At 70.1% G+C, this 26,758-nt stretch carries 27 protein-coding genes; 10 read left to right on the top strand and 17 right to left on the bottom strand.

Translation table 11 applies throughout. From position 1 onward, the window contains the following. Positions 1-29 precede the first annotated feature (29 nt). Complete coding sequence (locus BLW84_RS11465) at positions 30-527, top strand: nucleoside deaminase (RefSeq protein WP_093264761.1); 498 nt, start codon at positions 30-32, stop codon at positions 525-527. A 90-nt stretch (positions 528-617) separates the two neighbouring features. On the opposite strand, the gene BLW84_RS11460 is transcribed toward BLW84_RS11465, so the two are convergent. Together BLW84_RS11460 and BLW84_RS11455 are read right to left on the bottom strand one after the other, a co-directional pair. Further along, the gene (locus BLW84_RS11460) at positions 618-797 is read right to left on the bottom strand and encodes an Lrp/AsnC ligand binding domain-containing protein (protein ID WP_218157280.1); all 180 of its coding nucleotides are present in this window, start codon (positions 795-797) and stop codon (positions 618-620) included. A gap of 93 nt (positions 798-890) precedes the next feature. After that, a complete protein-coding gene (locus BLW84_RS11455) occupies positions 891-1,283 on the bottom strand; it encodes a DUF5997 family protein (RefSeq protein ID WP_093264759.1) in 393 nt (130 codons plus the stop codon). Between the two features lie 60 nt (positions 1,284-1,343). On the opposite strand from BLW84_RS11455, the gene BLW84_RS11450 reads away from it, so the two are divergent. Further along, positions 1,344-2,099 carry a LysR family transcriptional regulator substrate-binding protein gene (locus tag BLW84_RS11450; protein WP_093264757.1) on the top strand — a complete coding sequence of 252 codons (756 nt, stop codon included), beginning with the start codon at positions 1,344-1,346 and terminating at the stop codon, positions 2,097-2,099. A gap of 9 nt (positions 2,100-2,108) precedes the next feature. On the opposite strand, the gene BLW84_RS11445 is transcribed toward BLW84_RS11450, so the two are convergent. The 3 genes from BLW84_RS11445 to BLW84_RS11435 all read right to left on the bottom strand — a co-directional run bounded on the left by BLW84_RS11445 (position 2,109) and on the right by BLW84_RS11435 (position 5,280). Next, on the bottom strand, positions 2,109-2,774 hold the full coding sequence (locus BLW84_RS11445; protein ID WP_093264754.1) for a class I SAM-dependent methyltransferase: 666 nt from the start codon (positions 2,772-2,774) through the stop codon (positions 2,109-2,111). Between the two features lie 114 nt (positions 2,775-2,888). Then, the gene (locus BLW84_RS11440; RefSeq protein WP_093264751.1) at positions 2,889-4,358 is read right to left on the bottom strand and encodes an FAD-dependent oxidoreductase; all 1,470 of its coding nucleotides are present in this window, start codon (positions 4,356-4,358) and stop codon (positions 2,889-2,891) included. Positions 4,359-4,362: 4 nt separating this feature from the next. After that, positions 4,363-5,280, bottom strand: a complete 918-nt coding sequence (locus tag BLW84_RS11435) for an AurF N-oxygenase family protein (protein WP_093264749.1) — start codon at positions 5,278-5,280, stop codon at positions 4,363-4,365. 167 nt (positions 5,281-5,447) lie between these two features. On the opposite strand from BLW84_RS11435, the gene BLW84_RS11430 reads away from it, so the two are divergent. Beyond that, positions 5,448-6,026, top strand: coding sequence for a dienelactone hydrolase family protein (locus BLW84_RS11430; protein WP_093264746.1), 579 nt, complete (start codon positions 5,448-5,450; stop codon positions 6,024-6,026). Between the two features lie 192 nt (positions 6,027-6,218). On the opposite strand, the gene BLW84_RS11425 is transcribed toward BLW84_RS11430, so the two are convergent. The 5 genes from BLW84_RS11425 to BLW84_RS11405 all read right to left on the bottom strand — a co-directional run bounded on the left by BLW84_RS11425 (position 6,219) and on the right by BLW84_RS11405 (position 11,250). Continuing rightward, a complete protein-coding gene (locus tag BLW84_RS11425; protein ID WP_093264744.1) occupies positions 6,219-6,698 on the bottom strand; it encodes a (2Fe-2S)-binding protein in 480 nt (159 codons plus the stop codon). Further along, positions 6,691-7,539: an FAD binding domain-containing protein gene (locus BLW84_RS11420; protein ID WP_093264741.1), complete on the bottom strand. Its 849-nt coding sequence runs from the start codon at positions 7,537-7,539 to the stop codon at positions 6,691-6,693. The genes BLW84_RS11425 and BLW84_RS11420 overlap by 8 nt, the downstream gene beginning before the upstream one ends. Continuing rightward, positions 7,536-9,908 (bottom strand): xanthine dehydrogenase family protein molybdopterin-binding subunit, encoded by a 2,373-nt coding sequence (locus tag BLW84_RS11415; RefSeq protein ID WP_093264738.1) that lies wholly within the window; start codon positions 9,906-9,908, stop codon positions 7,536-7,538. The genes BLW84_RS11420 and BLW84_RS11415 overlap by 4 nt, the downstream gene beginning before the upstream one ends. Positions 9,909-10,115: 207 nt before the next feature. After that, complete coding sequence (locus BLW84_RS11410; RefSeq protein ID WP_093264736.1) at positions 10,116-10,361, bottom strand: DUF397 domain-containing protein; 246 nt, start codon at positions 10,359-10,361, stop codon at positions 10,116-10,118. 19 nt (positions 10,362-10,380) lie between these two features. Further along, positions 10,381-11,250, bottom strand: a complete 870-nt coding sequence (locus tag BLW84_RS11405) for a helix-turn-helix domain-containing protein (protein ID WP_245761073.1) — start codon at positions 11,248-11,250, stop codon at positions 10,381-10,383. Between the two features lie 119 nt (positions 11,251-11,369). On the opposite strand from BLW84_RS11405, the gene BLW84_RS11400 reads away from it, so the two are divergent. After that, the gene (locus BLW84_RS11400; RefSeq protein WP_143060924.1) at positions 11,370-11,672 is read left to right on the top strand and encodes a hypothetical protein; all 303 of its coding nucleotides are present in this window, start codon (positions 11,370-11,372) and stop codon (positions 11,670-11,672) included. Positions 11,673-11,825: 153 nt separating this feature from the next. On the opposite strand, the gene BLW84_RS11395 is transcribed toward BLW84_RS11400, so the two are convergent. From BLW84_RS11395 to BLW84_RS11375, 5 genes are all read right to left on the bottom strand, one after another. Continuing rightward, entirely contained in the window at positions 11,826-13,019 is a 1,194-nt protein-coding gene (locus BLW84_RS11395) for an MFS transporter (protein ID WP_093264730.1), read from the bottom strand. Positions 13,020-13,261: 242 nt separating this feature from the next. After that, the gene (locus BLW84_RS11390; protein WP_218157279.1) at positions 13,262-14,647 is read right to left on the bottom strand and encodes a M1 family metallopeptidase; all 1,386 of its coding nucleotides are present in this window, start codon (positions 14,645-14,647) and stop codon (positions 13,262-13,264) included. After that, positions 14,640-15,491, bottom strand: a complete 852-nt coding sequence (locus tag BLW84_RS11385; protein ID WP_093264728.1) for a M28 family peptidase — start codon at positions 15,489-15,491, stop codon at positions 14,640-14,642. Before BLW84_RS11385 ends, BLW84_RS11390 begins: the two co-directional genes overlap by 8 nt. 110 nt (positions 15,492-15,601) lie before the next feature. Beyond that, positions 15,602-16,852: a 2-oxo acid dehydrogenase subunit E2 gene (locus BLW84_RS11380; RefSeq protein ID WP_093264725.1), complete on the bottom strand. Its 1,251-nt coding sequence runs from the start codon at positions 16,850-16,852 to the stop codon at positions 15,602-15,604. Positions 16,853-17,102: 250 nt separating this feature from the next. Continuing rightward, positions 17,103-19,280, bottom strand: coding sequence for an alpha-ketoacid dehydrogenase subunit alpha/beta (locus BLW84_RS11375; RefSeq protein ID WP_093264722.1), 2,178 nt, complete (start codon positions 19,278-19,280; stop codon positions 17,103-17,105). A gap of 417 nt (positions 19,281-19,697) precedes the next feature. On the opposite strand from BLW84_RS11375, the gene BLW84_RS11370 reads away from it, so the two are divergent. The 4 genes from BLW84_RS11370 (at position 19,698) to BLW84_RS11355 (ending at position 23,377) form a co-directional block, all read left to right on the top strand. Then, a complete protein-coding gene (locus BLW84_RS11370; RefSeq protein ID WP_245761072.1) occupies positions 19,698-20,279 on the top strand; it encodes a VOC family protein in 582 nt (193 codons plus the stop codon). Between the two features lie 19 nt (positions 20,280-20,298). Beyond that, a complete protein-coding gene (locus BLW84_RS11365) occupies positions 20,299-20,973 on the top strand; it encodes a GntR family transcriptional regulator (protein WP_093264720.1) in 675 nt (224 codons plus the stop codon). Beyond that, positions 20,966-21,703, top strand: a complete 738-nt coding sequence (locus BLW84_RS11360) for an SDR family NAD(P)-dependent oxidoreductase (RefSeq protein WP_093264717.1) — start codon at positions 20,966-20,968, stop codon at positions 21,701-21,703. The genes BLW84_RS11365 and BLW84_RS11360 overlap by 8 nt, the downstream gene beginning before the upstream one ends. 327 nt (positions 21,704-22,030) lie before the next feature. Then, complete coding sequence (locus BLW84_RS11355; RefSeq protein ID WP_093264715.1) at positions 22,031-23,377, top strand: MFS transporter; 1,347 nt, start codon at positions 22,031-22,033, stop codon at positions 23,375-23,377. A gap of 48 nt (positions 23,378-23,425) precedes the next feature. Here the strand turns inward: BLW84_RS11355 and BLW84_RS11350 are convergent, their stop codons facing one another. Continuing rightward, positions 23,426-24,247 (bottom strand): class I SAM-dependent methyltransferase, encoded by an 822-nt coding sequence (locus BLW84_RS11350; RefSeq protein ID WP_093264712.1) that lies wholly within the window; start codon positions 24,245-24,247, stop codon positions 23,426-23,428. Positions 24,248-24,359: 112 nt separating this feature from the next. Between BLW84_RS11350 and BLW84_RS11345 the strand changes: the two genes are divergently transcribed. Beyond that, entirely contained in the window at positions 24,360-24,875 is a 516-nt protein-coding gene (locus tag BLW84_RS11345; protein WP_093264710.1) for a VOC family protein, read from the top strand. A 99-nt stretch (positions 24,876-24,974) separates the two neighbouring features. Then, positions 24,975-25,772 (top strand): thioesterase family protein, encoded by a 798-nt coding sequence (locus tag BLW84_RS11340; RefSeq protein WP_093264708.1) that lies wholly within the window; start codon positions 24,975-24,977, stop codon positions 25,770-25,772. Between the two features lie 7 nt (positions 25,773-25,779). Here BLW84_RS11340 and BLW84_RS11335 read toward each other — a convergent pair whose 3' ends face one another. Then, positions 25,780-26,754 (bottom strand): NADase-type glycan-binding domain-containing protein, encoded by a 975-nt coding sequence (locus BLW84_RS11335; protein WP_093264706.1) that lies wholly within the window; start codon positions 26,752-26,754, stop codon positions 25,780-25,782. Positions 26,755-26,758 lie beyond the last annotated feature (4 nt).

Genomic DNA, 26,758 nt, shown 5'->3' with positions numbered 1-26,758 from the left:
GAACCAGCGCAACCGGAGTAAGGAATCCCGTGGACTTCGCACAACGCACCATCGACCTCGCGCGGCAGAACGTCGCCGAGGGCGGCCGCCCGTTCGCGACGGTGATCGTCAAGGACGGCCAGATCGTCGCGGAAAGCCCCAACAAGGTGGCCCAGACCGGCGACCCCACCGCGCACGCCGAGATCCTCGCCATCCGCGAGGCCTGCACGAAGCTCGGCACCGAGCACCTGACCGGCGCCACCATCTACGTCCTGGCGCACCCGTGCCCGATGTGCCTGGGGTCGCTGTACTACTGCAGTCCCGACGAGGTTGTCTTCCTCACCACCCGTGACGACTACGAGCCGCACTACGTGGACGACCGCAAGTACTTCGAGCTGGCTACGTTCTACGGCGAGTTCGCCAAGAACTGGGACGAGCGCCGCCTGCCGATGACCTACGACCCGCGCGACGCCGCCGTCGACGTCTACCGGGAATGGCAGGCGCGCAACGGCGGGGAGCGCCGCGTCGCCGGAGCCCCGACCGCGTGATCGCGGCGGCTCGGCCGGCCCGGCGCCGGGCCGGCCGAGCCGCCGCCGATGTCCTGCCCGGTCCGCCGGGGATCGGGAGCTTGTTCCCGGTCACCGGGGAGGACAGGACCACCGAGGTGGTAGCGCGTTCATCGACCCGGGGATCTCCTCCAGGCGGCCGACGTCCGGCACCGCCACCTTGAAGATCCAGCAGTCGTCGCCGACCACGTGGTGCGACTCCAGGACTTCCGGGATCTCCGTCAGCCGGTCGATCGATCCGTCGCCCGCCACGCGGACGTCCTGCGCGAGCAGTGGGACGGTGCCCGCGGCTGGTGAGACTGCGGATGCGCCGCCCGACCCCCGCCGGCGGCGCCGGTGCTCTCGTCAGGGGCGTCGCTGGCGGCGGTCGGCCTCCTTCTCCTTGATGCGCGCCGTTTCCTTACGGACCTCCGCCTGGGTGGCGCGCTCCTGCTGGAGCCACTCGGGGTCGTCCGCCTTCAACGCCTCGATCTGCTCCGTGGTGAGCGCCTCGGTGACCCCGCCGCGCGCGAGGCCGCCGATGGAGACGCCCAGCTTCGCCGCGACGACCTGCCGCGGGTGGGGCCCGTTGCGGCGCAGCTCGCGCAGCCACTCCGGCGGGCTGGTCTGCAGGGTGTTCAACTCGTCGCGCGAGACGACACCCTCCTGGAACTCCGCGGGGGTGGCCTGGAGGTACACGTTCAGCTTCTTCGCCGCGGTCGCGGGCTTCATCGTCTGGGGGGTCTTCTGCGACGTCATGTTCTCAAGGGTATCGACCGGGTGCGCACTACCTGCGACGACGCCCGGTAGCCTGGCCACGTGACAGGCTCGGACGGACAACCCTCGTTCACGCTCGCTTACGTACCGGGGGTGACGCCCGGCAAGTGGGCGCGGACCTGGCACGAGCGGTCGCCCGAGGTCCCGCTGCACCTCGTGCAGGTGACCGCCGCCGAAGCCGTCGGCCTGGTGCGGGCCGGTGACGCCGACGCGGTCCTCCTCCGGCTGCCGACGGACCGGGAGGGCCTGCACGCGATCCCGCTCTACACCGAGACGACGGTGGTCGTGGTGCCGAAGGACCACGTCGCGACCACGGTCGAGGAGGTGTCCGTCGACGACCTCGCCGACGAGCTCGTGCTGCACCCGCTCGACGACACCCTCGACTGGGAGCGGCCGCCCGGCCGCCCGGCGATGGAGCGCCCGGCCACGACCGCGGACGCCATCCAGCTGGTGGCCGCCGGCGTGGGGCTGCTCATCGTCCCGCAGTCGCTCGCCCGGCTGCACCACCGCCGGGACCTCACCTACCGGCCGATCGCCGGCGTGCCGCAGTCGCGCGTCGCGCTGTCGTGGCTGGAGGACGAGACCACCGACCTGATGGAGCAGTTCATCGGGATCGTCCGCGGTCGGACCGTCAACAGCACGCGCGGACGCCCACCGGCTCCGGCGCAGGCGAAGCGCAAGCGCCCCGAAGGCGACGGCAAGAAGGCCACCACCCGCAAGCCGACCGGTGGCAACCGGCAGCCGCGTTCCGGCGCGCCAAAGGGCGCGAAGCGCGGGAAGCCCCGCCGCCGCTCGTAAGTGCTCCGTCTACTGAGGACTCGACGGGCGGGTCTGGGTGACGCGCCACAGCCGTCGGGGTAGTTCGCCCTCTTCGAACGCGTGGACCTCGTCGAGGCGCCAGCCGGTGGCGAGGTCGTCCACGAGGGCCCGGTCGAAGAAGTGCACCGCGAAACCGCCGTGCTCGTAGATGTCGTCGCCATGCGAGATTCCGGCGCCCCAGTGCGCGTCGCCGGTGTGGCGGACGGTGTAGACGAGGGTGCCGCCGGGCCGCAGGACCCGCGCGATCTCGCCGACCAGTGCACGAATGTCCGCTGTGGACAGTGCCATGCACAGCAGCATGTGCGCGAACACGGCGTCGACGCTGCCATCCGCCAGCGGCAGCGGCTCGCGCGCATCGTGGACGGCGGTGGTGACCCGCTCGGCGAGCCCCTCCCGTTCGGCGTCCTGGGCCAGCTGCTGCAGGCCGACGGGGCTGAAGTCGGTGGCGTGCACGGTGAAACCGGCGCGCGCGAAGTGCATGGCGTCGCGCCCGTGACCGGCGCCGAGTTCGAGCACGGAACGCGCGCCGCGGGCGCGGAACAGCTCGGCGGCGTAGCGGGCGGGTTCCGAGGGCATGTCCCCGTACATGTGGGGGTGGTCCTGGTAGGCCGCTTGCCAGTGCTGCTGCTGGGCCGAGCCCAGATTCGGGGACATCGCTGCTTCACCTTTTGCGACTAGCGTTGCCCTCGAATTCTACGAGCCCCGGGAGTTCGCCGGACCCGCGGCAGGGCGGGGCAAGCCCGTGCCGCGGGCCCGGCGAGGCCGCCGTCAGCGCGATGCCGGGAGGCGGCCCGCGATGGCGTCGTCGAGCAGCGCGTCGACCGTTTCCCGGGCGCACGTCCGGTTGGCGCCGATGCCGCCGCTGGGTCCGCGCTTGATCCAGCCCACGACGTAGGTCCCTGGCCGACCGTCCACCCGGCCGTCCGCGTGCGGGATGGTGCCGGTGGCCTCGTCGAAGGGCAGGCCGGGCAGCTCCGTGCCCCGGTAGCCGATCGCCCGCACGACCTGACCGGCGGTGATCTCCGCGTCGCCGGTGCGACCCGTGACGCGCAGCGCGCGCACCTGCGTGTCACCGCTGATCTCCACTGGTGCGGAGTTGAAGCGGAGCACGATGCGGCGGCGCCCGTGCCGGGGCGGCGCGGACCAGTCGACGGCCTCGCGCGCGAGCCCCCGGAGCAGGCTCGCCTTGCCGTCGACGGGTGCCGCCTCGATGGCCGCCTCGATCTGCGCGTCGTGGCCGTCCACGACGAGTTCGACGTCGTCGAGCTGGGTGAGCGCGAGCAGCTCCGGCGTCGTGTACGCGGCGGATTCGGGGCCGCGGCGGCCGAGGAGCACGACCTCGCGGACCTTGCTCGACCGGAGCTGCGCCAGCGCGGCGGGGGAGATGGTGGTGCCTTCCAGGGCCGCCGGATCCGCGGTCAGGATCCTGGCCACGTCGAGCGCGACGTTGCCGTTGCCCACCACGACCACCCGCTCCGCCGAGAGGTCGATCGCGTCGGCCGGGACGTCCGGGTGCCTGTTGTACCAGCCCACGAGGGTGGTGGCGGCGACGCTGCCGGGCAGGTCCTCGCCGGGGATGTCGAGCCGGCGCGCCGAGGAGGCGCCGACGGCGTAGATCACCGCGTCGTGCCGGGCGGCGAGCTCGTCGGCCGTGACGTCCCTGCCGACCTCGACGCCCAGCCGCAGCCGCAGTCGCGGGTGGGTGTGGAAGCGGCCGAAGGTCTCGCCGATCTTCTTCGTCGACGGGTGGTCGGGTGCGACGCCGTAACGCACGAGCCCGCCCGCGACGGGCAGCCGGTCGATCAGCGTGACCCGGGAGTTGGTGCGCAGGAGCAGGTCCTCCACCGCGTACATGCCCGCGGGGCCGGTGCCCACGACCGCGACGTCCAGCGGCGCGAAGTCACTGGGGATGGCGCGGCCGAACACCGGCGGCCCCCAGTGGTGGAAGTTCGGCGCCGGATCGGTCGTCTCCGCGGTGGGCTCCACGCCCGCGTAGTAGGCGGCGTTGACCTCGGCGTACGCCTGCAGCGGCGCGGTCAGGTGTTCCACCGGGAAGATCGCCTCGACCGGGCAGGCATCGGCGCAGGCGCCGCAGTCGATGCAGGAGGCGGGGTCGATGTAGAGCATCTCGGTGGTGCCGAAGTCCGGCTCGTCCGGCGTCGGGTGGATGCAGTTGACCGGGCAGACCTTCACGCAGGTCGCGTCGTTGCAGCAGGTCTGGGTGATCGCGTACGCCATGGGCTCAGATCAGGTTCGCGCGCTTGTAGAACCACTGCGAGGCCTTGGTGAGCAGGCCGGCGGAGTTGAGGAACTCCATCAGGCCGGCGCAGCTGGAGCGCAGCATGGACTTGTGGTGCTCGTTCGCCTTCGCCTCGCGGATGGCCCGCTTCGGGTCGAGCCCGGCGTTCTCGTACACCTTGCGGTTCCACATGCTGGTGACGATGAAGTACGACGCGCCGGCGACCACGACCGCGGTGATCTGCCGCCGCAGCCGGCCCGCGCCCGCCAGCCGGGTCTTGGTCTCCTCGCGGGCGAACTTCATGTGCCGCGATTCCTCGACGACGTGGATGTTGTTCACCGTCCGGACGAACGGCACGACCCGCTCGTCGCGCATCCAGTCCCGCTGCATGACGTCCAGGACCTCCTCGGCGACCAGGATCGCCGCGTAGGCGGCCTCGCCGAAGGCGACGGTCTTGAACACGCGGCCGAGCTCCACCACCAACCGGGTCGGCCGGTACGCCGGGGCGCGCAGCTTCGCGGCGCCGCGCGCGAACATGATCGAGTGCCGGCACTCGTCGGCGATCTCGGTGAGCGCCCACTGGAAGGCGGGGTCGGTCGGGTCCTTCGCGTAGAAGTCCCGCAGCACCATCTGCTGCAGGATCATCTCGAACCAGATGCCGGTGCTCGCTACCGACGCGGCCTCCTGGCGCGTCAGCTCGCGCTGCTGCTCCGGCGTCATCTCCTGCCAGTAGGACGTGCCGTACAGCGTGCTCCACTCGGGGCTCGTGCCGTGGTAGCTCGTGTCCAGCGGCGTCTCCCAGTCCACCTTCTGGACCGGGTCGTAGGAGAGGATCTCCGAGGAGCGCAGCAGCCGGTCCGCGAACTCGGCGCGGTCGGACTGCGGCGGCGTTCCGTGGTCCCGGGCGATGCTGCCGGTCATGGGCGCTCCCTGCGACGGTGACGGCGGTGTCTCGCGTTACCCGGGCAATACCTGATACCGCGAGTAACAGGTATCAGGATCGATGACATTAACGACTGTGTCAATGAGTATTGCAATGATTTGGCGGCGGTGCCCGTCCCGGGCCCCGGTCGCGGTGGGCTGATTGGATGTCCCTCGTGGACATCCTGTTGCTTCATTCCGCGTTCGGCCTGCGACCCGCCGTGCACGCCGCCGCCGAACGGCTGCGCGTGGCCGGTCACGAGGTGCACGTCCCCGACCTGTTCGACGGTCGGACCGCGGAGACGGTCGAGGACGGCATGCGCATCACGGAGGAGATCGGCCGGGACGAGCTGCTGCGCCGCGCCGTGCAGGCGGCGGCCCCGCTCAGCGACAAGGGCCTGGTGTACGCCGGGTTGTCGTTGGGCGCGGCCATCTCGCAGAACCTCGCGCTGGCCGACGAGAAGGCCCGTGGCCTGCTGCTCCTGCACGGCACCTCGGACATCGCCGAGAACGCGGCCGTCGACGACCTGCCCGTGCAGCTGCACGTCGCCGACCCCGACCCGTTCGAGACGGCCGACTGGCTGAACTCCTGGTACCTGCAGATGCGGCGCGCCGGGGCGGACGTCGAGATCTTCCAGTACCCGGGCGCCGGGCACCTGTTCACCGACCCGGAGCTGCCGGACTACGACGCACAGGCCACCACGGAGGCGTGGTCGGTCGCGCTCGCGTTCCTCGAATCGCTCTGAATCGGGCTGCTATGAGCCTGTTTGGGATGTGGTGGTGCGGCGTCGTGGTAGGGCGGCTTGTGCCTTCAATGCGGTGAAGCGAATGGCCTGTTCGCCTCGTCTATCGGGACGAATGGGCCGTTCACCTCGCACCAGCCAACGGAGGAGCCACCACTACGCAAACGAGTTCTCGAACAGCCCCTATAACAAGCTCTAACCCCGGCCCCAGGCCTCGTTGACGGCGTCGACGATGTGTTGATAGCCGGTGCAGCGGCAGATGTTCCCGGACAGCAGCTCGCGGACGGCCGCGTCGTCGGGGTGCTCGCCGGGGTCGGCCGCGGACAGCGTCGTGATGAACCCCGGCGTGCAGAAACCGCACTGGAGCCCGTGGCAGTCCTTGAACGCCTGCTGCATCGGGCTCAAGCCACCGTCAGGGGTGAGGCCTTCCACCGTGGTCACCTCGGCGCCGTCGGCCTGCACGGTGAGCGTGATGCACGAACGCGCGGGCTCGCCGTCGATGAGGACCGTGCACGCGCCGCAGATGCCGTGCTCGCAGCCGGCGTGGGTGCCGGTGTGGCCGAGGTCGTCGCGCAGGAAGTCCACCAGCAGGCGGCGCACCGGCACGAGGCGGCGGACCTCGCGACCGTTGACGGTGAGCGCGATCTCGCGGTTCGCGGCCGGGACGTCAGTCATGCGCCACCTGCTCCAGGGCTCGCTGTGCCGCCGCGCGCAGTGCGGCGCGACGAGTTTCCGGATCGGCGTGGAGGTCGTCGGGCGGCGTGGCGGAATCGGCGGCGGCGCGTGCCGCGGCACCGATCGCATCGCCGTCGAGCGCCCGCCCACGCAGGACCTCTTCGGCCTCGGGCAGCCGCCGCACCGTGCCGCCGATGCCGAGACCGGCCAGTCGTGCGCGGGTCACGGTGCCGCCGTCGAATTCCAGGGCCGCGGCCACACCGGCGATGGCGAAATCCCCGGCCCGGCGGGCGATCTCGGCGAAGCCGTGGCGGGCGTCGCGGATCGGCAGCCGAACCTCGGTGAGGATCTCGTCGGCGGCCAGCGAGGTCTGGTACGGCGCGACGAACAGCTCGGCGGCGGCAACGGTGCGCCGGCCGTCGGTGCCCGTCACCACGATCTCGGCGTCCAGGGCGCACGCGGCCGCGCACAGCTCCGCCGCCGGATCCGCGTGCGCCAGAGAACCGCCGATGGTGCCGCGGGAGCGGATCTGGTGGTGGCCGACGTGGCGCAGCGCTTGCCCGAGCAACGGGCAGACCTGCCGCACCAGCGGCGAGGTCTCGGCGGCACGCTGCCGCACGCCCGCCCCGATGACCAGGACGCCGTCGTCGCGGCGCAGTTCGGTCAGCTCGGGCAGGCGGCCGATGTCGACCAGGACGCTCGGGCGGGCGAGCCGGAAGTTCATCATCGGCAGCAGGCTCTGCCCGCCGGCGAGGGCCTTCGCGTCCTCGTCGGCGGCGAGCAGCCGCACCGCTTCGCCGAGGCTGCCGGGGCGGACGTAGTCGAACGGCGGCGGCTTCACGATGCGGCCTCCTCGATCAGCCGCCGCACCACCGAGGGCGTCAGCGGCGTGGTGTCGATGTCGGCCACCCCGAGCGGTTCCAGGGCGTGCTCCACGGCGCGCACGATCGCGGCCGGCGGGCCGATGATGCCCGCCTCGCCGACGCCCTTGATCCCGAACGGGGTTTCGGGTGCCGGGCTGCACATCTCCTCGGTCGCGATGTCGGGGATCTCGCAGGCGGTGGGCAACAGGTACTCCATGAACGTGGTGGCCAGCGGCTGGCCGTCCTCGTAGGGCAGCTGCTCGTAGAGCGTGCCGCCGATGCCCTGCGCGACGCCGCCGTGGATCTGCCCGGCGACGGTCAGCGGGTTGATCACGCGCCCGCAGTCGTGCACGACCGCGTACCGCACCACCCGCACCTCGCCGGTGGCGGGATCGACCGCGACGACCGCGGCGTGCGAGGCGTTGGTGTAGGTGGTCGAGGCGTTCATCTTCCCGTCGGGACGCGGCACGTGGTCCATCCCGGGCGGCTCGTAGCTGGCGCGCGCGTCGAGCCCGGGTGCCACGCCCGGCGGCAGCTCGAAGGTGCGGGTCAGCGCCACCCGAGCCACTCGCGCCCAGGGCACCGAGCTGCCGGGGCTGCCGCGCACCTGGAATCCGCCGTCGGCGAGCTCCAGGTCTTCCGGCGCGGCTTCCAGCAGGTGCGCGGCGATCTCGGTTCCCTTGCGCCGCAACACTTCCGCCGCCTGCGCGATCGCGCCGCCGGCGACGACGGCGCCGCGGCTGGCCCAGCTGCCCAGGCCGAACGGGGCGGTGTCGGTGTCGCCCATCACGACCCGCACCTGCTCGATCGGCAGGGCTAGCTCCTCGGCGACGAGGGTGGCGACCGTGGTGTGCGCGCCCTGGCCCATGGCCGAGACGCCCACCGCAGCGGTGACGCCGCCGTCGGCGTCGAAGCGCACGTCCGCGGAATCCTGCCCGCTCCAGGTGCCGGTGATCGAGAACGCGCTGGCGGCAACGCCTTCGATGTAGGTGGCGTAGCCGACGCCGAGGCGCGTGCCGGGCTCGGCGCGTTCCCGTTCGGCGGCAAGCAACCGCTCGCCGATCTCGACGGCGCGGTCGAAGGCCGCGCGATGGCTGCCGGAGTCCAGCCGCGCACCTGCGGCGGTCTCGTAGGGGAGCTCGTGCGGCTCGAGGATCATCCGGCGGCGCAGCTCGACCGGATCGATACCCAGTTCGCGGCCGATCTTGTCGACCAGCCGCTCGATGGCGAAGGTGCCCTCCGGCATGCCGAAACCGCGATAGGCGCCGAGCGGCGTCTTGTTGGTGACCACGCCCTGCACCGCCACGCACTGGTGCGGAATCCGGTACGGCCCGCACAGCGATCCGACGGCGACCAGGCTGGGGCCGAACCCGCCGGGGAACACCTCGCCGGAACCCAGATCGGTGCGGACCCGGCCACGCAGCGCCGCGATGGTGCCGTCGTCGCGGACGGCGGCGGACAGCTCGATGCGCATGTCGCGGGCGTGGCAGGCGGTGATCAGGTGTTCGTGGCGGTCTTCGAGCCAGCGCACCGGGCGGCGCAGCCGCATCGCCAGCCACGGGATCACGTAGTCCTCGGGGTAGACCTCGTTCTTCTGCCCGAATCCGCCGCCGACGTCGGGCGTGATCACCCGGATGTCGCGTTCCGCCAGGTCCAACACTCGGGAGAGCATCGACCGCACGATGAAGGCGGCCTGGGTGGAGGTCCACACCGTCAGCCGGTCGTCGCGGTACTCGGCGACGACGCCGCGGGGTTCCATGGGCACGGCGGCGTGGCGATGCGTGGTGTAAGTGCCGCTGATCGTGCGCAGCCGCTCGAACGCCTCGTCCACGGCGGGATTCTCCGGGGCGGGCATCGACAGCAGGAGGTTGTCGCCCCACTCCGGGTAGAGCAGCGGTGCGTCCTCAGCGAGGGCGTCCTCGGCGGTGTCGACGGCGGGCAGCGGTTCGAGGTCGGCGTCGACCAGTTCGGCGGCGTCCTCGGCGAGATAGCGGTCGTCGGCGACGACCACCGCCAGCGGGCAGCCGACGAAGCGCACCCGGTCGCGCGCCAACGGGAAGTGCTGCACGCCGCGCACCCACGGCATCAGGTCCGGAACGGCGCGAACGTCGAGATCCGCACCGGAGAACGCCGCGTGCACCCCAGGGGAATCCAGCGCGGCCGCAGTGTCGACACCGCGCACCCGCGCATGCGGCACGTCGCTGCGGACGAACGCGGCCTCGACCATGCCGGGCAGGACGACGTCGGCGATGTACCGGCCGCGCCCGGTGACCAAGCGGTCGTCCTCGATGCGGGGGACCCGGACGCCGAGCAGCGTCGGGCGCATGCTCTGTTCCGGTTGCACCATCGGGCCTCCCGACCGCCGAGTGCGCCGCAGCCCGGTGGCGGTGGCGATCCCTCGGGTAGCGTGCGGCAGCCCCGGCGCGCGCGCAATCCTCCGGAAGTTGGCTCTGAAGGCTTCGGGTAGAGATATCCGCAGGTCACGGGTCGTGAGTGGTTTGGAGCGCCATGGCACTCCAAACCACTCACGAGCTCTGACCAGGCTTCTGCGTGCTTAGCCCTTCAAGGTGCCGAGGAACCGCGCGAAGGAGCCGGAGTCGAAGACGAGCACCGGGCCATCGGGATCCTTAGAGTCCCGAACACCGACGACAGCCGACTGAACAGCAACCTCGACGCACGCAGCGCCGTTGGAACCACTACGGCTGCTCTTGCGCCATGCCACTTCGATGCACTGGCCGCCGTTGGAGCCGCTGTAGCTGCTCTTGCGCCAAGTTGCGCCGGTGAAATCCGGGGTAGGCATTGTTACCCCTCCTGGTCACTCACTGGTGTGTCGTTGCCACCTTATAGATGAGGTCCCGGGATTCCGAGGGCGGGAGAGCGGCCGCTCTGAGGCGTCCGTAGACGACGCTGTAGCGCGTGTACTCGTCTGGTTCCCAGAGGTAGGTCGCGCCGAGAACGTCTTCCAGGTAAACAGCCGACAGTTCCTGCTGGGAGAGTTGGAAGAGCGTGAAGGAGGAGAGAACCGTTATCCGGCTTGCTGCTTCGAACGGCATTACTCGAAGCTCGACCTTGGGCTGCTCCGAGAGATCGAGCAAATGATGCAGCTGGGCACGCATGATCTCCCTGCTGCCCTGAACCCGTCGAAGTGCGGCTTCGCTGACCACCATGTCCAAGATCTGTAGCTTGCTTGCCTTCTGCAGGATCGCTTGGCGCTGCATGCGGGTTTGAACCTGGCTCTCGATCAACCGAGGATCTGCGGCAGGTTCCCAGTTTCGGATCGTCGAGCGAGCGTAGTCCTCCGTCTGCAGCAACCCCGTGACAGTCTCGAGTTCGTAGTTGTGAATTTCCGATGCGTCGCTTTCCAGCGCCAGGAAACGCTGGAACCAGTCTGGTACGGCGTCGCGGTACATGGTTCGGCGACGACTGCGTTTCGGGACCTGCGCTGCGAGTCCCACCAGGTACTTCCGGCGTTTCGCTGGTGTGCCGTAGAGGTCGGCCAGCTTCTCGACTTCTTCTGGCGTGGCGGCCTGCTTGCCGTTCTCGATCTTGCTGATCTTGGGTACCGCGCCGCCCAGGGCCTCTGCTGCTTCGGCTGCTGTGTGACCTGCGTTCTCGCGCAAGCGGCGCAACTCGATCCCGATCTGGATCTTGAGCACCTTCGAGTCCGGGGGCATCGCCATGTTGCTCATCTTGGCACCCCGCTGCACCCAAATCGGCTACCGGAAGATCGATCACCTGGATCAGCGACTGTTAAGGAGCAAGTTTCTCGCTAACCTTCTTGCAGGTTGATCGGCAGATGGGAGTCGGGATGTTGGAGCGGCGTTTTTCGTTGGGCCCTTGGGGTGAGGACGAGCTTCCGGCCGTGCTGGAGGACCTGGCCGGGGCTCACCAGCCGAGGAAGTTCGCGTTGTGCGAAGTCGCGCGCGATGGTGATGGGGTCACCGACGCGCGGATCTACCTGTGGGGCCTGGACTTTCGCCGTGCTCCCGGCGCCGACGGTCCGGGCGCGGTGTTCGTCAGCCCGCACGGCTGGACCGGCAACTCCGACTCCGCCGAAGGCGCGCTGGAATGCTTCTCGTTGATCCGAGACCTCCGCCTCGTCTGGCTCTGAAGGGGTGGGTGTGGGCCGTGAGTCTGTGGCGCGCCAAAAGGCTCGCGGCCCCGCTCGCCGGTCAGCGGCAGGTAGCGGGAAGTGCTGCACGTCGCGCACCCACGGCATCAGGTCCGGAATGGCGCGAACGTCGAGGCCCGCGCCGCTGCGGGTTCAGCGTTGCGTTGCAGTTGCCGCACCGCTCGGCGTTTTCTTCGCGGCGCCGATGGCGAGTGCCAGCAGCGCCAATGCGCTCAGTCCGAGGACTGCCGCGACGGCCGGCAGCAGTCCGGCCCCCAGGCTGCTCAGGGTCAACCCTCCGATGGCTCCGCCCAACGAGACTCCGAGGTACGTGCCCGACGTGTTGAGCGCCAATGCCTGCGGTGCGGCCGGTCCGGCGAGCAGGTGGAGGCGCGCTTGGATCGCCGGGGAATTCCAGAAGGCCATGCCGCCCCAGACCGTTCCCACCACGAGGAGGACGGAAAACGGTACAGGGCGGGCGAACCAGAGCACGCCCAAGAGCACCATGATGCCGGTGAAGGTGCCGATCCCGGCGACCAGCGTGCGGTCCGAACCCCACCGGTCGGTGGCCTTCCCGCCTGCCCAGATGCAGACGATGCCGGCCAACCCGGACGAGCTGAAGGAGAGCGCGCGCTGATCGACGCCGGCGTTGCTCACCGCGTCGAGGTAGGGGGCCGTGTAGGTGAGCATCATCATCGATCCGGTCATGAGCGCGCAGTTCGCCATGAGCCCGAGCGATACCGGCGCGCTGGCGAGAGCGCGCAACTGTTCGGGGATGCTCGGCACGTCGCCGGCCTCGCCGCGCTCGCGAGGCAGGGTTGCGAGCAAGAATGCCAGCGCCGCGGCTCCGGCCACCGCCATCGAGACGAATGTCGTTCGCCAGCCCCAATGGCCGCCGATCCAGGTGCCGATCGGGACGCCGGCCGCGATCGAGCCCGTGACGCCGAGCGCCACAACTGCGACGTACCTGCCGATGTGGCTTTCCGGAGCTCGCTCGGCGGCGTAGGCGAACACCGCCGGGGTGGACGCCGCCGCCGCGATCGCCGCCACGACCCGCAGGGTCACCAGCAGGCCGAAGCTGGTTGCGGTGGCCGCCAGGAGGTTCGCCACGACGAAGATCACGAACGAGGTGGTGAACAGGTACCGGCGGGACACCCGGGCCAGGGTGACTCCGGCGATCGGCGCGGCGAGAGCGACGGTGAGGGAGAAGACGGTCACCAGCTGCCCGGCGTGCGCCTCGCTGACACCCAGATCTCGCGCGATCTCCGGAAGAACACCCGCGATCACGTAATCATCGGTGTAGAAGACGAAAGCCGCTGCGAGCAGTGCGAACAGCCACGCGGGCACAACCGATCTCCCTTTGCAGTACGACAATCCCTGACAGTGCGCGTACCAGGTCACTGGATGGTCGGTTCGGTGTCGGCTCGTCGAGAACGCCCCTGGGCACACCGGCCCTGTTCGGCCACCGGGCGGAAGACCGGGATTCGTCGTGCGGAAACGACGAATCCCGGTCGACGCTCAAGCAACTCCCTGACCAGGTCTGCTGGCATTGCCGCACACTATCACAGGTGTGATAGAAGGCTCGGCGGTCAGCGGCCTGCCGGGTAGAGGTACTGCTCGGGCGGGATCGTCGTGCTGTGCGCCCAGGCTTCGAAGAAGCCGTCGAGGTCCTTCCCGGACACTTCCTTCGCCAGCTCCTCGAACTTCGGCCAGGAGGCGTTGCCGCCCGCGTACCTGGTCTGCCACTGCTGGAGGGTGCCGAAGAACGCCTCGTCGCCGATGCTCCGGCGCAGCGCGTGCACCATCAGCGAGCCCTTGTCGTACAAGGCTTGGTGCAGCGGGTTCTCCGGGCCCGGGTCGTACAGCTTCACCGACCAGAAATCCGGATTGTTCCGCTCTTTCTCCACAGTGGATTTGTAGAACGACTTGTCGATGTCGACGCCGTTGTGCTCCTGCCACAGCTGGGGGGAGTACTGGGCGAAGCACTCGGCTATGCAGCCGTCGCGCCAGTCGGTGAACGACACGTTGTCGCCGAACCACTGGTGGGTGTTCTCGTGCAGCAGCGGGTAGTCGAAGATGGCGCCGAAGTACGTCGGCCGGGTCTGGGTTTCCAGTGCGCCCGGGTTCTCCCCGGAGCTCTGGCCGAGCACGATGCTGCCCGCTGAGGAGAACGGGTACTTCCCGAACTTCTCGGCCAGCACGTCCATGATCTCGACGTATTGCTCCTCGGTGGCCGGGTCGATCTGCGTGCCGGGGGAGTAGGCGTTGATGACCGGCGTGCCGTCGGAGAGCTTGGACGTTCGAACGGTGAACTTGTCGATCGCGACCGTCGTCAGGTAGGTCGCGATCGGCTGGTCTTCGTGCCACCGGAAGGTCGCCTTGCCGCCGGCGGTGGTGGTCTCGCCGGGCAGCCCGTTGCCGATCACCGTCCAGCCCTCGGGGACGGTGGCCGTCAGGTGGAACGCGGCCTTGTCGGACGGGTGGTCGTTGGCCGGGTACCACGACGTGGCCGAATGCGGCTCGCCCAACGCGTTGGCGCCGCCGTTGGGGAACGTGTGCCAGCCGCCACCGCCCGGCTGCCCGGAGTACCGGACGCGCACGGCGAACGAAGCACCCGCGGCGATGGGGCTGGCGGGGGTGATCACCAGCTCGTGCTCGCCCGCGCGGCCGAACGACTTCGCGGCGACGCCGTCGACGGACACCTCGGTGACCTGAAATCCGGACAGGTCGAGGTGAAAGTCGTCCAGCTCCGCGCTCGCAGTCGCGGTCACCGTGGTGTCGCCTTCCAGATAGCCCGGCCTGGCCGGGTCGTAGCTGATGCCGACGTCGTAGCGGGTCACGTCGTAGCCGGAGTTCCCGTCGTCCGGGAAGTACGGGTCGCCCAGGCCGCCGCTGCCGGGCTGGGCCGACGCGGTCGCGATGCCCAGCGTCATGACGCCGGCGACGGCGCCTGTCACGAGGAGTCGGTTACGCACCGGCCACGCTCCAGACCGCCTGGATGATGGCGTTCGTGCTGATGACCTCGGCTTCCGGATCGACGTTGTCGATCGTGTCGCAGGCGTCGTGGATGCACGCGCCGATGCCGTTGGTGAACCCGGACACCGGCACCCCGGCCGCGTCGAAGGACTCGTGGTCCGAGCCGCCCACGCCGATGTCGAATGTCGGGATGCCCCGGTCGGCGAAGTGGCGTTCGAACACGTCCGTCGCGGGCGCGCCCGCGTGGATCACCAGCCACTGCCGGTCGCCCTTGGAGCCGGTCATGTCGAAGTTGAGGTACACCGCGATCTTCGCCAGCTCCTCGGGCGTGCGCGCCGCCACGTACTTCGCGGAGCCGATCAGCCCTGGCTCCTCCGCGCCCCACCAGGCGAACCGGAGGTGCTTGGCCGGGGCCAGATGCGCCTCGCTCACGGCCAGCGCGGTGGCCAGGATCGCGGCCGAACCGGTGGCGTTGTCGCTGATCCCCGGGCCGGCGGGCACGCTGTCGAGGTGGGCGCCCAGGAGCACCACCTGGTTCTCGTCGCCGCCCGGCCAGTCCGCGATCAGGTTGTAGCCCTTGGCGCCGTCGTGCTCGAACTCCTCGACGGAGGTCCGGAAACCCGCTGCGTCGAGCCGTTCCTTCACGTAGTCCAGGGATTCCTGGTACCCGCGGGTGCCGTGCGCCCGGTTGCCGCCGTTGCGGTCCGCGATCCGCTGGAACTCCTGCAGGTGCGGCAGGACGTCGGCGGTGGACACGACGGGAGTTTCGGCGGCGTGCGCGGCGGGTGCCCAGGTCAGTGCGGCACTTGCGGCGAGCACGGCCGCCAGGGTGCGTGATCTCATGCCCTGGAACGGTAGGGACGAGCTGTCAAGAACCTGTTGTGATCGAATGAGATTCCCTTTCGGGACCGATTTCCGGGGCCTGCTCACCGGCCGGCCCCGGAAGGCGTCGATCAGATCAGGATCTGCAGGGGATTTTCGACGGTCTTGGTGAACGCGTCGAGCCACTTGGCCGCCAGGGCGCCGTCCGCGGGCCGGTGGTCTACCGACAGCACCACGTCGATCACCTCGGCGGGCACCACCTGGCCGTCGCGGACCACCGCCTCTTCCCGGACGGCCCCGACCGCCAGGATCGCCGCCTGCGGCGGGTTGATGATGGCGTCGAACTCCGCCACCCCGAACATGCCCAGGTTGGAGATCGTGATCGAGCCGCCCTGCAGTTCCTCGGGGCGGAGCCCGCCGTTCTTGGCTCTGTCGACGTAATCGCGCATCCGCCCGGCGATCGCCGAGACCGACATGTCCTCGACGCCGCGCAGCACGGGCGTCACCAGCCCGCCGCCGGTCGCGACGGCGACGGAGACGTCGACGTGGTGGAACCGGCGGATGGCGTCGGGCAGCCAGATCGCGTTCATCCCCGGCACCGCGGCATGCGCCTTGGCGACCGCCTTGATCAGCAGGTCGTTGACCGAGACCCGCACCGGGCCGGTCGAGTTGACCTGCTCGCGCAGCGCCAGCAGCGCTTCGACCTGGATTCGGGCCCGCAGGTAGAAGTGCGGGGTGGTCTGCTTGCTCTCGGTGAGCCGGGCCGCGATCGCCCTGCGCATCCGGCTGTGCGGAACGTCCTCGTAAGCATCGGAACGCGGTGCGGGCTGCGGGGATTCGGCCTGCTGCGGCGAGGCTTCCGGTGGCTCCTGCCGTCGTGCGGCGATGGCGGCCTCGATGTCGCGGCGCACGATCCGGCCGCCCGGGCCGGTGCCGGTCAGCTCGGCCAGGTCCAGGCCCGCCTCCTTGGCCTGCCGCCGGGCCAGCGGGCTGGCGAAGATCCGGCCGCCGCGGTCGGCGGATTGTGCCGGTGCAGGCCGGGATTCCGGGATCTCCCGCCGAACCGGCTGCTTGGTCTCCGCCGGCCGCGCGACCGCGACACCCAGCTCCGTCAGCAGGGCATCGACGTCTGCGATGTGCTCGCCGTCGGCGCCGAGCACCGCGATCGCGGCCCCGACGGCGACCTCGGAACCCGGCTCGTACAGGGTTTTCAGCAGCACTCCTGCGGAATCGGCGCTGATCTCGACCTCGGCCTTGTCGGTCTCGACCGCGACGAGCGCGTCGCCCTCGGCGAACGCGGCGCCCTCGGTGAGCTGCCAGGTCGACAGCACGACTTCCGCGGTGTCGGCGGCCACCTCGGGCACGCGGAGAAGCTCGGCCATGTTTTACCCCTAAGGAGCGTTTCGAAAGTGGTTTGCGTAGCGGTGCCTGTAGCGGCCCCCCTGCGGGAGTTACGGCCGCCGCCTCGCTGTGGGATCCCCGACTTATGTATGTCCAATACGCGGCGCTGGGGCTGTCCTCGCAGAGAACCCAGCGGGGTGGGCACCGTCTGAGAACCCGCGGCGGTGCAAGGTGAGTCTCACACCGTAAGCGGCTAGCGCCGCTTGGAAAACGGACTGTAGGTGCCTCGGGTCAGCGGCCGGTGATGTTCTTGAGCCGGTCGACGATTTCGTCGGTCTGCGCGATCGCTGCGCGTTCGAGCACCTTGCTGATGCTCGGCGAGGCCTCAGCGCCGTGCACCCGTTGCACCGGCTGGTCGAGCCAGTCGAAGAAGCGGCGCTGGATCTCGTCGGCGAGCCACGCGCCGTAGGAGGTGCCGGGCGGGCCCTGTTCGGCGATGAGCACGTTGTTCGTCTTGCGGATGCTGGCGCCGATGGTCTCCCAGTCGATGCTGGCCCGGTCCAGCCAGCGCAGGTCGATGATCTCGGCGTCGACGGTGCCCAGCCGCTCGACCGCGTCCAGCGCGTACCCGGTCGTCGCCAGGTAGGTCAGCACGGTGATGTCCGAGCCGGTGCGGCGGACCGCGGCCTTGCCGACCGGCAGGCAGTAGTCGAAGTCGTCGACCGGGCCCTCGCCGACCGAGCCGTAGAGGTCGACGTGCTCGATCACCACCACCGGGTCCTTGCACCGCAGGGCGCTGTTCATCAGGCCCACGTAGTCGAACGGCGTGGAGGGCGCGACGATGCGCCAGCCGGGCGCCGTGGCGAAGATCCCGGCGGGATCCATCGAGTGCTGCGAGCCGTAGCCGGTGCCCATCGCGACCTTGCTGCGCAGCACGAGCGGAACGTCGCTGTCGCCGCCGAACATGTGCCGCGCCTTGCCGATCTGGTTGAAGATCTGGTCGGCCGCCACCCACATGAAGTCGGCGTACATCAGCTCGACGACCGGCGTGTAACGCCCGTCGAGGGCGATGCCGCCTGCGAGGCCGGTGAAGGCGTTCTCGCTGATCGGAGTGCCGAGTACCCGGTCCGGGTGCGCCTCGGCCAGTCCTCGCGTGGCCCCGTTGGTGCCGCCCTTGAGCCGGTGCACGTCCTCGCCGAGGACCACCACCGGGTCGACGTCCATGCGCCGGCGCATCACCTCGGAGACCACATCGATGAACTTGCGCCGGTCGGTGCGGCCGGTGAAGGTGTCGCGGTCGGCGATGCGGGCGCCGGTGAACTCGCCGAGGTCACCGCGCACCCCGACGTCCCGGAACGCCGGGTCCGGCCATTCGCCGGGCTTGATCCGCCGCCGGCCGGGCTTGCCCTGCGGATCGGCTTCGAGGATCTCGTCGCCGATCGACGCCATCAGCCGCTTGGCCCGCTCGGTGGCATCCTCGACGTCGTCGGCGCCGAGGATGCCGCGCGCCACCAGCCGCTCGGCGAGCCGGGCCAGCGGGTCGCGGGCCCGCCACTCCTGCTCCTCTGCCTTGGTGCGATAGCCGAACGCGCTGCCCGGGAACGGCCCGTTCTGGTGGAAGTAGCGGTAGACGTCGGCCTCGACGATGGTGGGGCCCGCGCCGGAGCGCATGTGCGCCACGGCTTCGGTCATGGCCATGTGCACGGCCAGCGGATCCATCCCGTCGACCCGCCAGCTCGGGATGTTGAACCCGAGTCCGCGCGCCGACAGGCGGGGCTCGGCCGTCACCTCGTCGACGTGGGTGGACACCGCGTACCGGTTGTTCTCGATGAAGAAGCACACCGGCAGCCGCCATGCCGCGGCGAGGTTCATGGTCTCCAGCACCGAGCCGATGTTGACCGCCCCGTCGCCGAAGTAGGTCACCGACACCGCGTCGGTCCCGGCCTGCTTGGCCGCCCAGGCGAACCCGGCCGCCTGCGGGACTCCGCCGCCGACGATGGCATTGGTGCCCATCGCCCCGGCTTCCTTCCACTGCAGGTGCATCGAGCCGCCGCGGCCGCGGCAGAAGCCGCGCGACAGGCCGCAGATCTCCGCCAGGCTGCGGGACAGCACCTCGGAGACCGCCGGGTCGGTCGGCTGCCGCGGGTCGATGCCCTCCGGCGCGACGTGGCCGAGCGCCTTGGCCAGGAACTGGTGGTGCCCGCGGTGCGATCCGTTGACGAAGTCGCTGCTGGTCAGCGGCAGGATCGAGCCGACGGCCCCGCCTTCCTGCCCGATGCTGGAGTGAGCCGGGCCGTGGATCAGGCCCTGGCCGGCGAGTTCGAGGACGTACTCCTCGAAGGCCCGGATCAGCAGCGTCTGGGCGAACATCGACCGCAGCAGCCGCGGGTCGGCGGCCGCCCAGTCCGGCTCGGTGGTGGTCACCTCGATCCACGGCGATGACGCGGTCAGCTTGCGGTGTTCAGGCATGGCACTCTCCTGTGCGACCCGGCGGGGCCGGGCGTCCTTCAGGGATGGCGGGGCGCCGGCCGCGGCTATCGGCGCGGCGGGCGGAAGATGGATCCAACGGTGGCATCGATTGGATCCATTTTCAAGTCCTAAGTCAGCGAGGGCGTGGTTCAAGATCCGCCTAAGGGGTCGTTCCGGAGGGCTCCGCGCAAGGTCATCCCAAGGGGCGCCCGGGCCCTGGCGCCGGTGGCGATTTCGCGCGAAATCGCCACCTCGTCGCCGCGTGGAGTGGTGATTTCGCGCGAAATCGGCGCCCTGTGTTCCAGGTGGGCGTGGCTCACGCGTGCCCGCGCCTCGCTCTGAAACGCCCCTTGAAACTGCGTATTGACAGGTCGTTGGTGCTGGCTGAAACTTGTCGCAACTTCGCCATTGGATCCAATGGTCGTTCCCCTCGATGTGGAGGTGATGGTCGCGATGCCCGGACCGCGCCCCGGCGGGCTGCCCGGCCTGGCCGGTGTCGAGCACGTCGGATTCACGGTGCCCGACCTGGAAGAGGCCACCAGGTTCTTCGTGGACGTGATCGGCTGCGAGCTGGTGTACTCCCTGGGCCCGTTCCGCTCCGACGGCGAATGGATGGCCGAGCACCTGGACGTGCATCCCCGCACCGTGATGCGGGAACTGCGGTTCTTCCGGTGCGCCAACGGCCCCAACTTCGAGATCTTCGAGTACGAAGCGCCGGACCAGCGCACGGCCCAGCCGCGCAACAGCGACGTCGGGGGCCACCACCTGGCCTTCTACGTCACCGACCTCGACGCGGCCGTCGCGCACCTGCGTAGCCACGGCGTTCGCGTGCTGGGCGAGCCCACGACCAGCTCCGGCGCCAGCGCGGGCCAGCGGTGGGTGTACTTCCTGACGCCCTGGGGCATGCAGCTGGAGCTGGTGTCCTACCCGGACGGAAAGGCCTACGAGGAAAACGCCCCGGTTCTGCTATGGCAACCTCAGCGGGAAGAACAGGGCTAGAGAACACTGAGGAGAGATCGTGTCCGAGAAGGCAACGGCGTCGACGGTGGCGAGCCAGCGGGTCGCCGAGCACCTGCGGAGCATGATCCTCAACGGGGAACTGGCGCCCGGCACGCGGATCCGGCAGGAGGACGTGGCCGCCCGGCTCGGCGCCAGCCGGTTGCCGGTCCGCGAGGCGCTGCGGATCCTGGCCGCCGAAGGACTCGCGGTGCTGAAGTCCAACACCGGCGCCTGGGTGTCCAAACTGGACATGAACGAGTGCGAGGGGATCTACAAGATCCGCGAACGCATCGAACCGCTCGCGCTCAGCGAGAGCGTCCCGAACCTCACCGCCGGCGACATCGCCCGCATGGAGCGGATCCAGGACGAGATCGAGGACAACACCGACGTCGACCGGTTCCTGCTGCTGGACCGCGAACTGCACCTGGCGACCTACGCCGGATGCGGCAACCGCGAGCTCACCTCGATGGTGCACCGCTTCTGGAACACCACCCAGCACTACCGGCGTGCCTACGCGCGGGTCATCGACTCGGCGGGGCACCAGCTCATCAACTTCGAGCACCGGCTCATCATCGAAGCGGTCAAGCGCGCCGACGGCGTCGACGCAGAGCGCTTCCTCACCGGCCACATCCGGCGCACCCGCCTGGAACTGGCCAAGCACCCAGAACTCTTCGCCGAGGACGAACATGACTGATTTCCAAGGAAAAACTCTGGTGCTCTCCGGGGCGGGCGGTTCCATCGCCCGCGAGATCGCCCGGCAGTTCTTCGACGCGGGCGCGAACCTCGTGCTCGGCGATCTCGACGGGGAAGCCCTGCGCGAGCTGGCGGCGACGCTGGATCCAACCGGTGCCCGGACCGCCACCTTCGTGCTCGACGCCGCTTCCTCCGCCGCCAACGACGAGTTCGTCCGGTTCGCGGTCGAGCGGTTCGGCGGCATCGACCACCTGGTTCCCGCCGCCGGGATCTACCCCGAGCAGCCGGTCGCCGAGATGACCGACGAGCAGTGGCACCGCGTCGTGTCGATCAACCTCGACGGCGTCTTCTTCCTCGTCCGCGCGGCCCTGCCGCACCTCAACCGCGGCGGCTCGATCGTGCCCATCGCCTCCGTCGCCGGGCACCGCGGCAGCGCGCGGCACGCCCACTACGCCGCCACCAAGGGCGCGCTGCTGTCCTTCTCCCGAAGTCTGGCCTGGGAACTGGGCGACCGCGCGCGGATCAACGTGGTTTCGCCCGGGATCATCGAAACGCCGATGACGAACGACCTCGTCGCCGCCAAGGGCGGGGACCTGATCGCGGCCACCCCGATGGGCCGACTCGGCAAGCCCGGCGAGGTCGCCTCCGTGGTGGCCTTCCTGTGCGGTTCCGCCGCCGCTTTCGTGCAGGGCGAGGTCATCCACGTCAACGGCGGCCTGCACATGGCCTGATCGGCAACGAATCTCTCGATGACGCCGCGCCCACCGGACGCGTGCTACCCGAACGCGCTTCGAAATCAGTTCCTCAGCGGTCCTTCGAGAATGCGGCGTCAGCCGCATGCGGTGTGGGACTCAGCTTGCACCGCCGCGGGTTCTCAGGCAGCGGCCCGCCCCTGGGCTCTTGGCGAGGACAGCCCCGATGCCGCGTATTGGTCATACACAAGTCGGGGATCCCGGAGTCCAGGCGGCGGCCGTAACTCCCGCAGGGGGGCCGCCACCCGCACCGCCACGCAAGCACATTGAAGAAATCACTTCCTACTCACAACGAGGTGACCGACCATGGCGCAGAACGCCGCAACGACCGAGGCACCGGATCTCAGAGCCCGCCGCAGGCTGATGGCCGCCGGCCTGATCGCCAGCTCCATCGAGTGGTACGACTTCTTCATCTACGCCACCGCGGCAGCGCTGGTGTTCGGACCGCTGTTCTTCCCCGGCGCTTCGCCGCTGGTGGGGGTGCTGCTGTCGTTCGCGACGTTCTGGGCCGGCTTCGTCGCGCGCCCGATCGGCGGGCTGATCTTCGGCAACCTGGGCGACAAGGTGGGCCGGAAACGCGCCGTCGTGATCTGCCTGATGATGATGGGATCGGCGACGTTCCTCATCGGCCTGCTGCCCGCCAGCAGCACCGTCGGCGTGCTGGCGCCGCTCGCGCTGGTGGTGCTGCGCTTCCTGCAAGGCATCGCCGTCGGCGGACAGTGGGGCGGGATCGTGCTGCTGCTGACCGAGAACGCCGAACCCAGGCGCCGCGGCTTCGCCGGCACGTTCGGGCAGATGGGCGTGCCGCTGGGCGTGATCCTGGGCAACGTGGTGTTCCTGGCCGTCACCGCCGCCACCAGCACCGAGCAGTTCGCTTCGTGGGGCTGGCGAATCCCGTTCCTGGCCAGCGCGGTGCTGGCACCGGTGGTGCTCTACATCCAGCTCAAGGTCGAGGACGGTCCCGTCTACCGGCAGCTGGAGCAGCAGCGCAAGGCCAACTCGGAGGCGGTCGAGCAGGCGCCGCTGTCGGAGGTGCTGCGCAACCACAAGCGGATCGTGCTGCTCGGCACCGGTCTGCTGTTCGCCACCAACGCCATCTTCTACGCGTGCATCTCAGGCCTGCTGGACTACGCGACCCGAAACCTCGGCGTGGCCCGGACGCCGCTGCTGATGATTTCACTGGTGGCGACCGGTGTGATGGTGTTCGCGATCTTGATCAGCGGTGCGCTGTCGGACCGGTTCGGCCGCCGGCCGCTGATCCTCGCCGGCTCCGGCTTGGTCGCGCTCTGGGGATTCCCGCTCTTCTGGTTGGTCGACACCGCATCGCTGCCGCTGATCGCGATCGCCACCACGGTCGGCCTGATCGGCTCCGCCCTGACCTACGGTCCGCTCGCCGCGTATCTCGCGGAGTTGTTCCCGCCGCGGATCCGCTACTCCGGCGCGTCCCTGGCCTACCAGCTGGGCGCGATCGTGGTCAGCGGTGGCACGCCGTTCCTCATGACGACGCTGTTCGCCACGACCGGCACATCCGCCTCGATTTCGGTGTTCCTGGTCTTGATGGGGCTGGTGACGTTCGTGTCCGCGTGGCGGCTGCACGAGACCGCCGGCGTCCGGGCCGACAGGTCGCAACCCGAGCGCGTCGCGACCGCCTGACCCGGGAGCCGACGGGCGCCGGCCGGGACCGGTCGGCGCCCGCCGGGATCAGGTGTCCGGACGGGTTGCCCGCAGCGAGTACAGCAGGGGGACGCGCGCATGGCCTTCGGGGAAGCGGAACTCGTCACCGCGCTGCTCCAGCACCGGGAAGCGCTGGAACAACGTGACGTCGTGCTCGTGCAGGAAGTCCAAGCGCAGTCCCGCGTTCGCCAGTGCGGTGAGCACCTCGCCGAGCGGGTGATGCCATTGCACCGAGCGGGTGTGGGTGAGCGCCGGGCCTCCCGTGTAGGTGTGCGGGTGGTCGATGTGCAGGCCTCGCGTGTCGAAGTAGTCGTGCTCCACCGCGCGACCGTCCTCGCCGAGCACGTCGCTGAACGGGTGAAGTTCCACGAGGTAGAGGAAACCGCCCGGGTTCAGCAGCGAGGCGACGATCTGCGCCCAGCGGTCCAGGTCGGGCAGCCACACGAGCGCGCCTATGCCGGTGTAGACGATGTCGAAGCGCTGTTCCTGGAGGGCTGTCCTGGCCTCGTGGACATCCGCGACGACGAAGCGGGCGCGCCCGGACAGCCGGGTGTCCTCGGCGAGCGTGCGGGCGGTGCGGATGGCCGGCTCGGAGAAGTCCAGGCCGGTGGTGTCGGCGCCGAGCCGGGCCCAGGACAGAGTGTCCTGACCCATGTGGCACTGCAGGTGCAGCAGCCTGCGCCCGGACACGTCACCTGCCTCGGCGCGCTCGAACGACCGCAGGGTCGAGGCGCCGGCCCGGAACGCGGAGAGGTCGTAGAAGTCGCTGGCGGAGTGGATTCCCACGCGGTCGTCCCAGTTCGCGCGGTTGAGCCGCAGCCAATCGGGGACGAGATCACCTTCGGTCATGGCGTGACGGTAGCGAGCGGCTCCCGCCACGGGCATCCGGTTTTCCCCGCGCCCGCGATCTGTCCAATGAGGACGCGGGCCGTCCATCAACCCGAAGAGGAGAAGCGAGAACATGGATCCAGCGCGGAAGGAACTCCTGCCGCCGAGCTTGCGGTCCCGGCCGGTCGCGCAGGTGGGCATCCTGGTGCCCGATCTGCGCGCCGGGATGCGAACCTGGAGCCCGCTGCTCGGCGAGGACGACTGGCTCGTCTACACCTACGGGCCCGAGACGGTGCAAGACCTCACCTACCAGGGCGCCGCAGCCGGGTTCGCGATGCGGGTCGCGCTGGCCGGCACCGGGCCGCAGGTGGAACTGATCGAGCCCCTGCGCGGGCCGAGCATCTACCACGAGTGGCTCCGGGAGCGCGGCCACGGGCTGCACCACCTCGGTTTCCACGTCGACTCGATCGCCGAGGCGATCGAGGACTTCCGGGACAGCGGCATCCCGCTGCTGCAGTCCGGGCGCGGTTACGGCCTCGACGGCGATGGCGGATTCGCCTACTTCGACACCCAGGACACCGTCGGCGTGATCGTCGAAGCGATCGAGGTCCCGAAGCGGCGGCGGCCGAGCGAAGACCCGGCCGACTGACCGGTGCGGCTGTGGCGATGCTCACCAGGTGTTAGGCCATCCGGTCCATATCCTGTAGTCCTGACCAGTTGCGCCGCCAAGCATGGGGAGAGGACCGCGTTGACCGAGGCATCCGAGAGCACGCCCAGCTACTTCGAGCGGCTCGACGCGCATCGCTTCAAACCGACCACCCACGCCAGCGGCGCGTGGCGGAACGACGAGCAGCACTTCAGCCCGCTGGGCGGGCTCCTCGTCCACGCCATCGAGCGCGCGCGTGCCGGTCGGCCCGACCTGCTGATCAGCCGCATCAGCTTCGACATCCTGGGCAAGATCGCGCTCGACGAGTTCGAGATCCAGGTGGAGACGACCCGGCCGGGCCGCACCATCGAGCTGGTGGAGGCCACCGCGATCATCGCCGGTCGCCCCGTGGTCCGGGCTCGCGCGTGGTTCCTGGCGGAGCTGGACACCGGCGCGGCCGCCGGGGGCGAGCCCGATCCGCTGCCGGCCCCCGAATCGCTGGCCTCCTGGCCGATGAACTCGCTGTGGCCGGGCGGTTTCATCGCGTCGCTGGACACCCGGCCCGTCGGCACGCCCCGGCCCGGGCGCAACACGGCCTGGGTGTCCACCCGGACCGACCTGGTGGCCGGCGAGCCGGTCAGCCCGGTGGCGTCCTACGTGGCGCTCGTCGACACGGCCAACGGCATCGCCGTGCGGCAGGAGCCGACCAAGTGGATGTTCCCCAACGTCGACCTGTCGATCCACCTCTACCGCCAGCCGGAAGGCCGCTGGACCGGGCTGGACACCACCGTCGTCTTCGGCGGCCGCGGCCAGGGCCTCACCAGCAGCGTCCTGCACGACACCCGGGGCCCGATCGGAACCGCGCAGCAGAGCCTCACCGTCCGCCCCCTGGAGCAGTAGCCGGCGCTCACTTGCGCCCGAAGAACTCGAGCTCGCCCAGCGCGATGTGCTTGCCCTCGGTCAGACCCGTCACCGTCTCGATGCGCACCCGGACCTTGATCACGTCGCTGGTCTTGATGCGGACCTCGTGCGTGGCCGGGCTGTCGGGCACCTCGACGGTCTCGGTGCGGGTCCGGCCGTCGGAGCTGGTGGCGGTGATCTCCAGCCGGGATGGCCGGGCCTGGCTGCGGAACTCCTCGTCCCTCCGCGACGGCCCGGTGCTCACCAGCACGCCCACCAGCCGGAACGGGTGATCGAAATTGAACTCGGCCCATTCCCCGGGCCGCTCGGTTCCCCAGTACACGTCCCTGAGCCCGTCCACGGCCTTGCCTCGCGGGTGGTCGGGCATCTCGCCGCTGGCGCTGGAGCTCACCGGGCCGATCGGCGCCGCCCCGAAGGTCTTGTCGAGCACGTCCTCGACGATCTCCCGGCCCGTCGGGTAGAGCAGGACGCCGCCGATCACCAGGATGATCAGCACGGCAAGGACGACGAGCCGCCGCCACACCTTGCCGCGATCGATCCGGCGCCGCCGGCGGCGCGCGCGATTCGATTGCGGCGCTTCGGAATCCGGGACGAGCGGCGCGGCGCAGCGGATGCAGAAACGCCGTTCGGGCGGGTTGGGAGTGCCGCACGCGCCGCACGGCGGGCCCTCGACGGCGGGCGCCTCTACTGGCGTATTCGTCTCGGGCCGCGGCGCGACGGGCTTCGCCGGTTGCACGGCGGCCGGTTGCGCCGGTTCCGGCTCGGCGACCGGTTCCGCGGGTGGTTCGGGTGCCGCCGGGACAGGGGTTTGCGGAACCGGGATGCGTGCCGTCGGCGCGGACGGGTCCGGGGCGGGTGGCTCGGGCTCGGAGCCCTTGTCCCAGCCCAGGTAGGCGCCGCAGGTGGGGCAGAAGTCCTCGCCGCGGGCGACTTGGGCGCCGCACGTCGAACAGGAGCGCATCAGG

The sequence above is a fragment of the Saccharopolyspora shandongensis genome (genome assembly GCF_900106995.1).
Classification (GTDB): Bacteria; Actinomycetota; Actinomycetes; order Mycobacteriales; family Pseudonocardiaceae; genus Saccharopolyspora; species Saccharopolyspora shandongensis.
The sequence above is the reverse complement of the archived record's forward strand: the minus strand, read 5'-3'. Positions and strand labels throughout refer to the sequence as shown.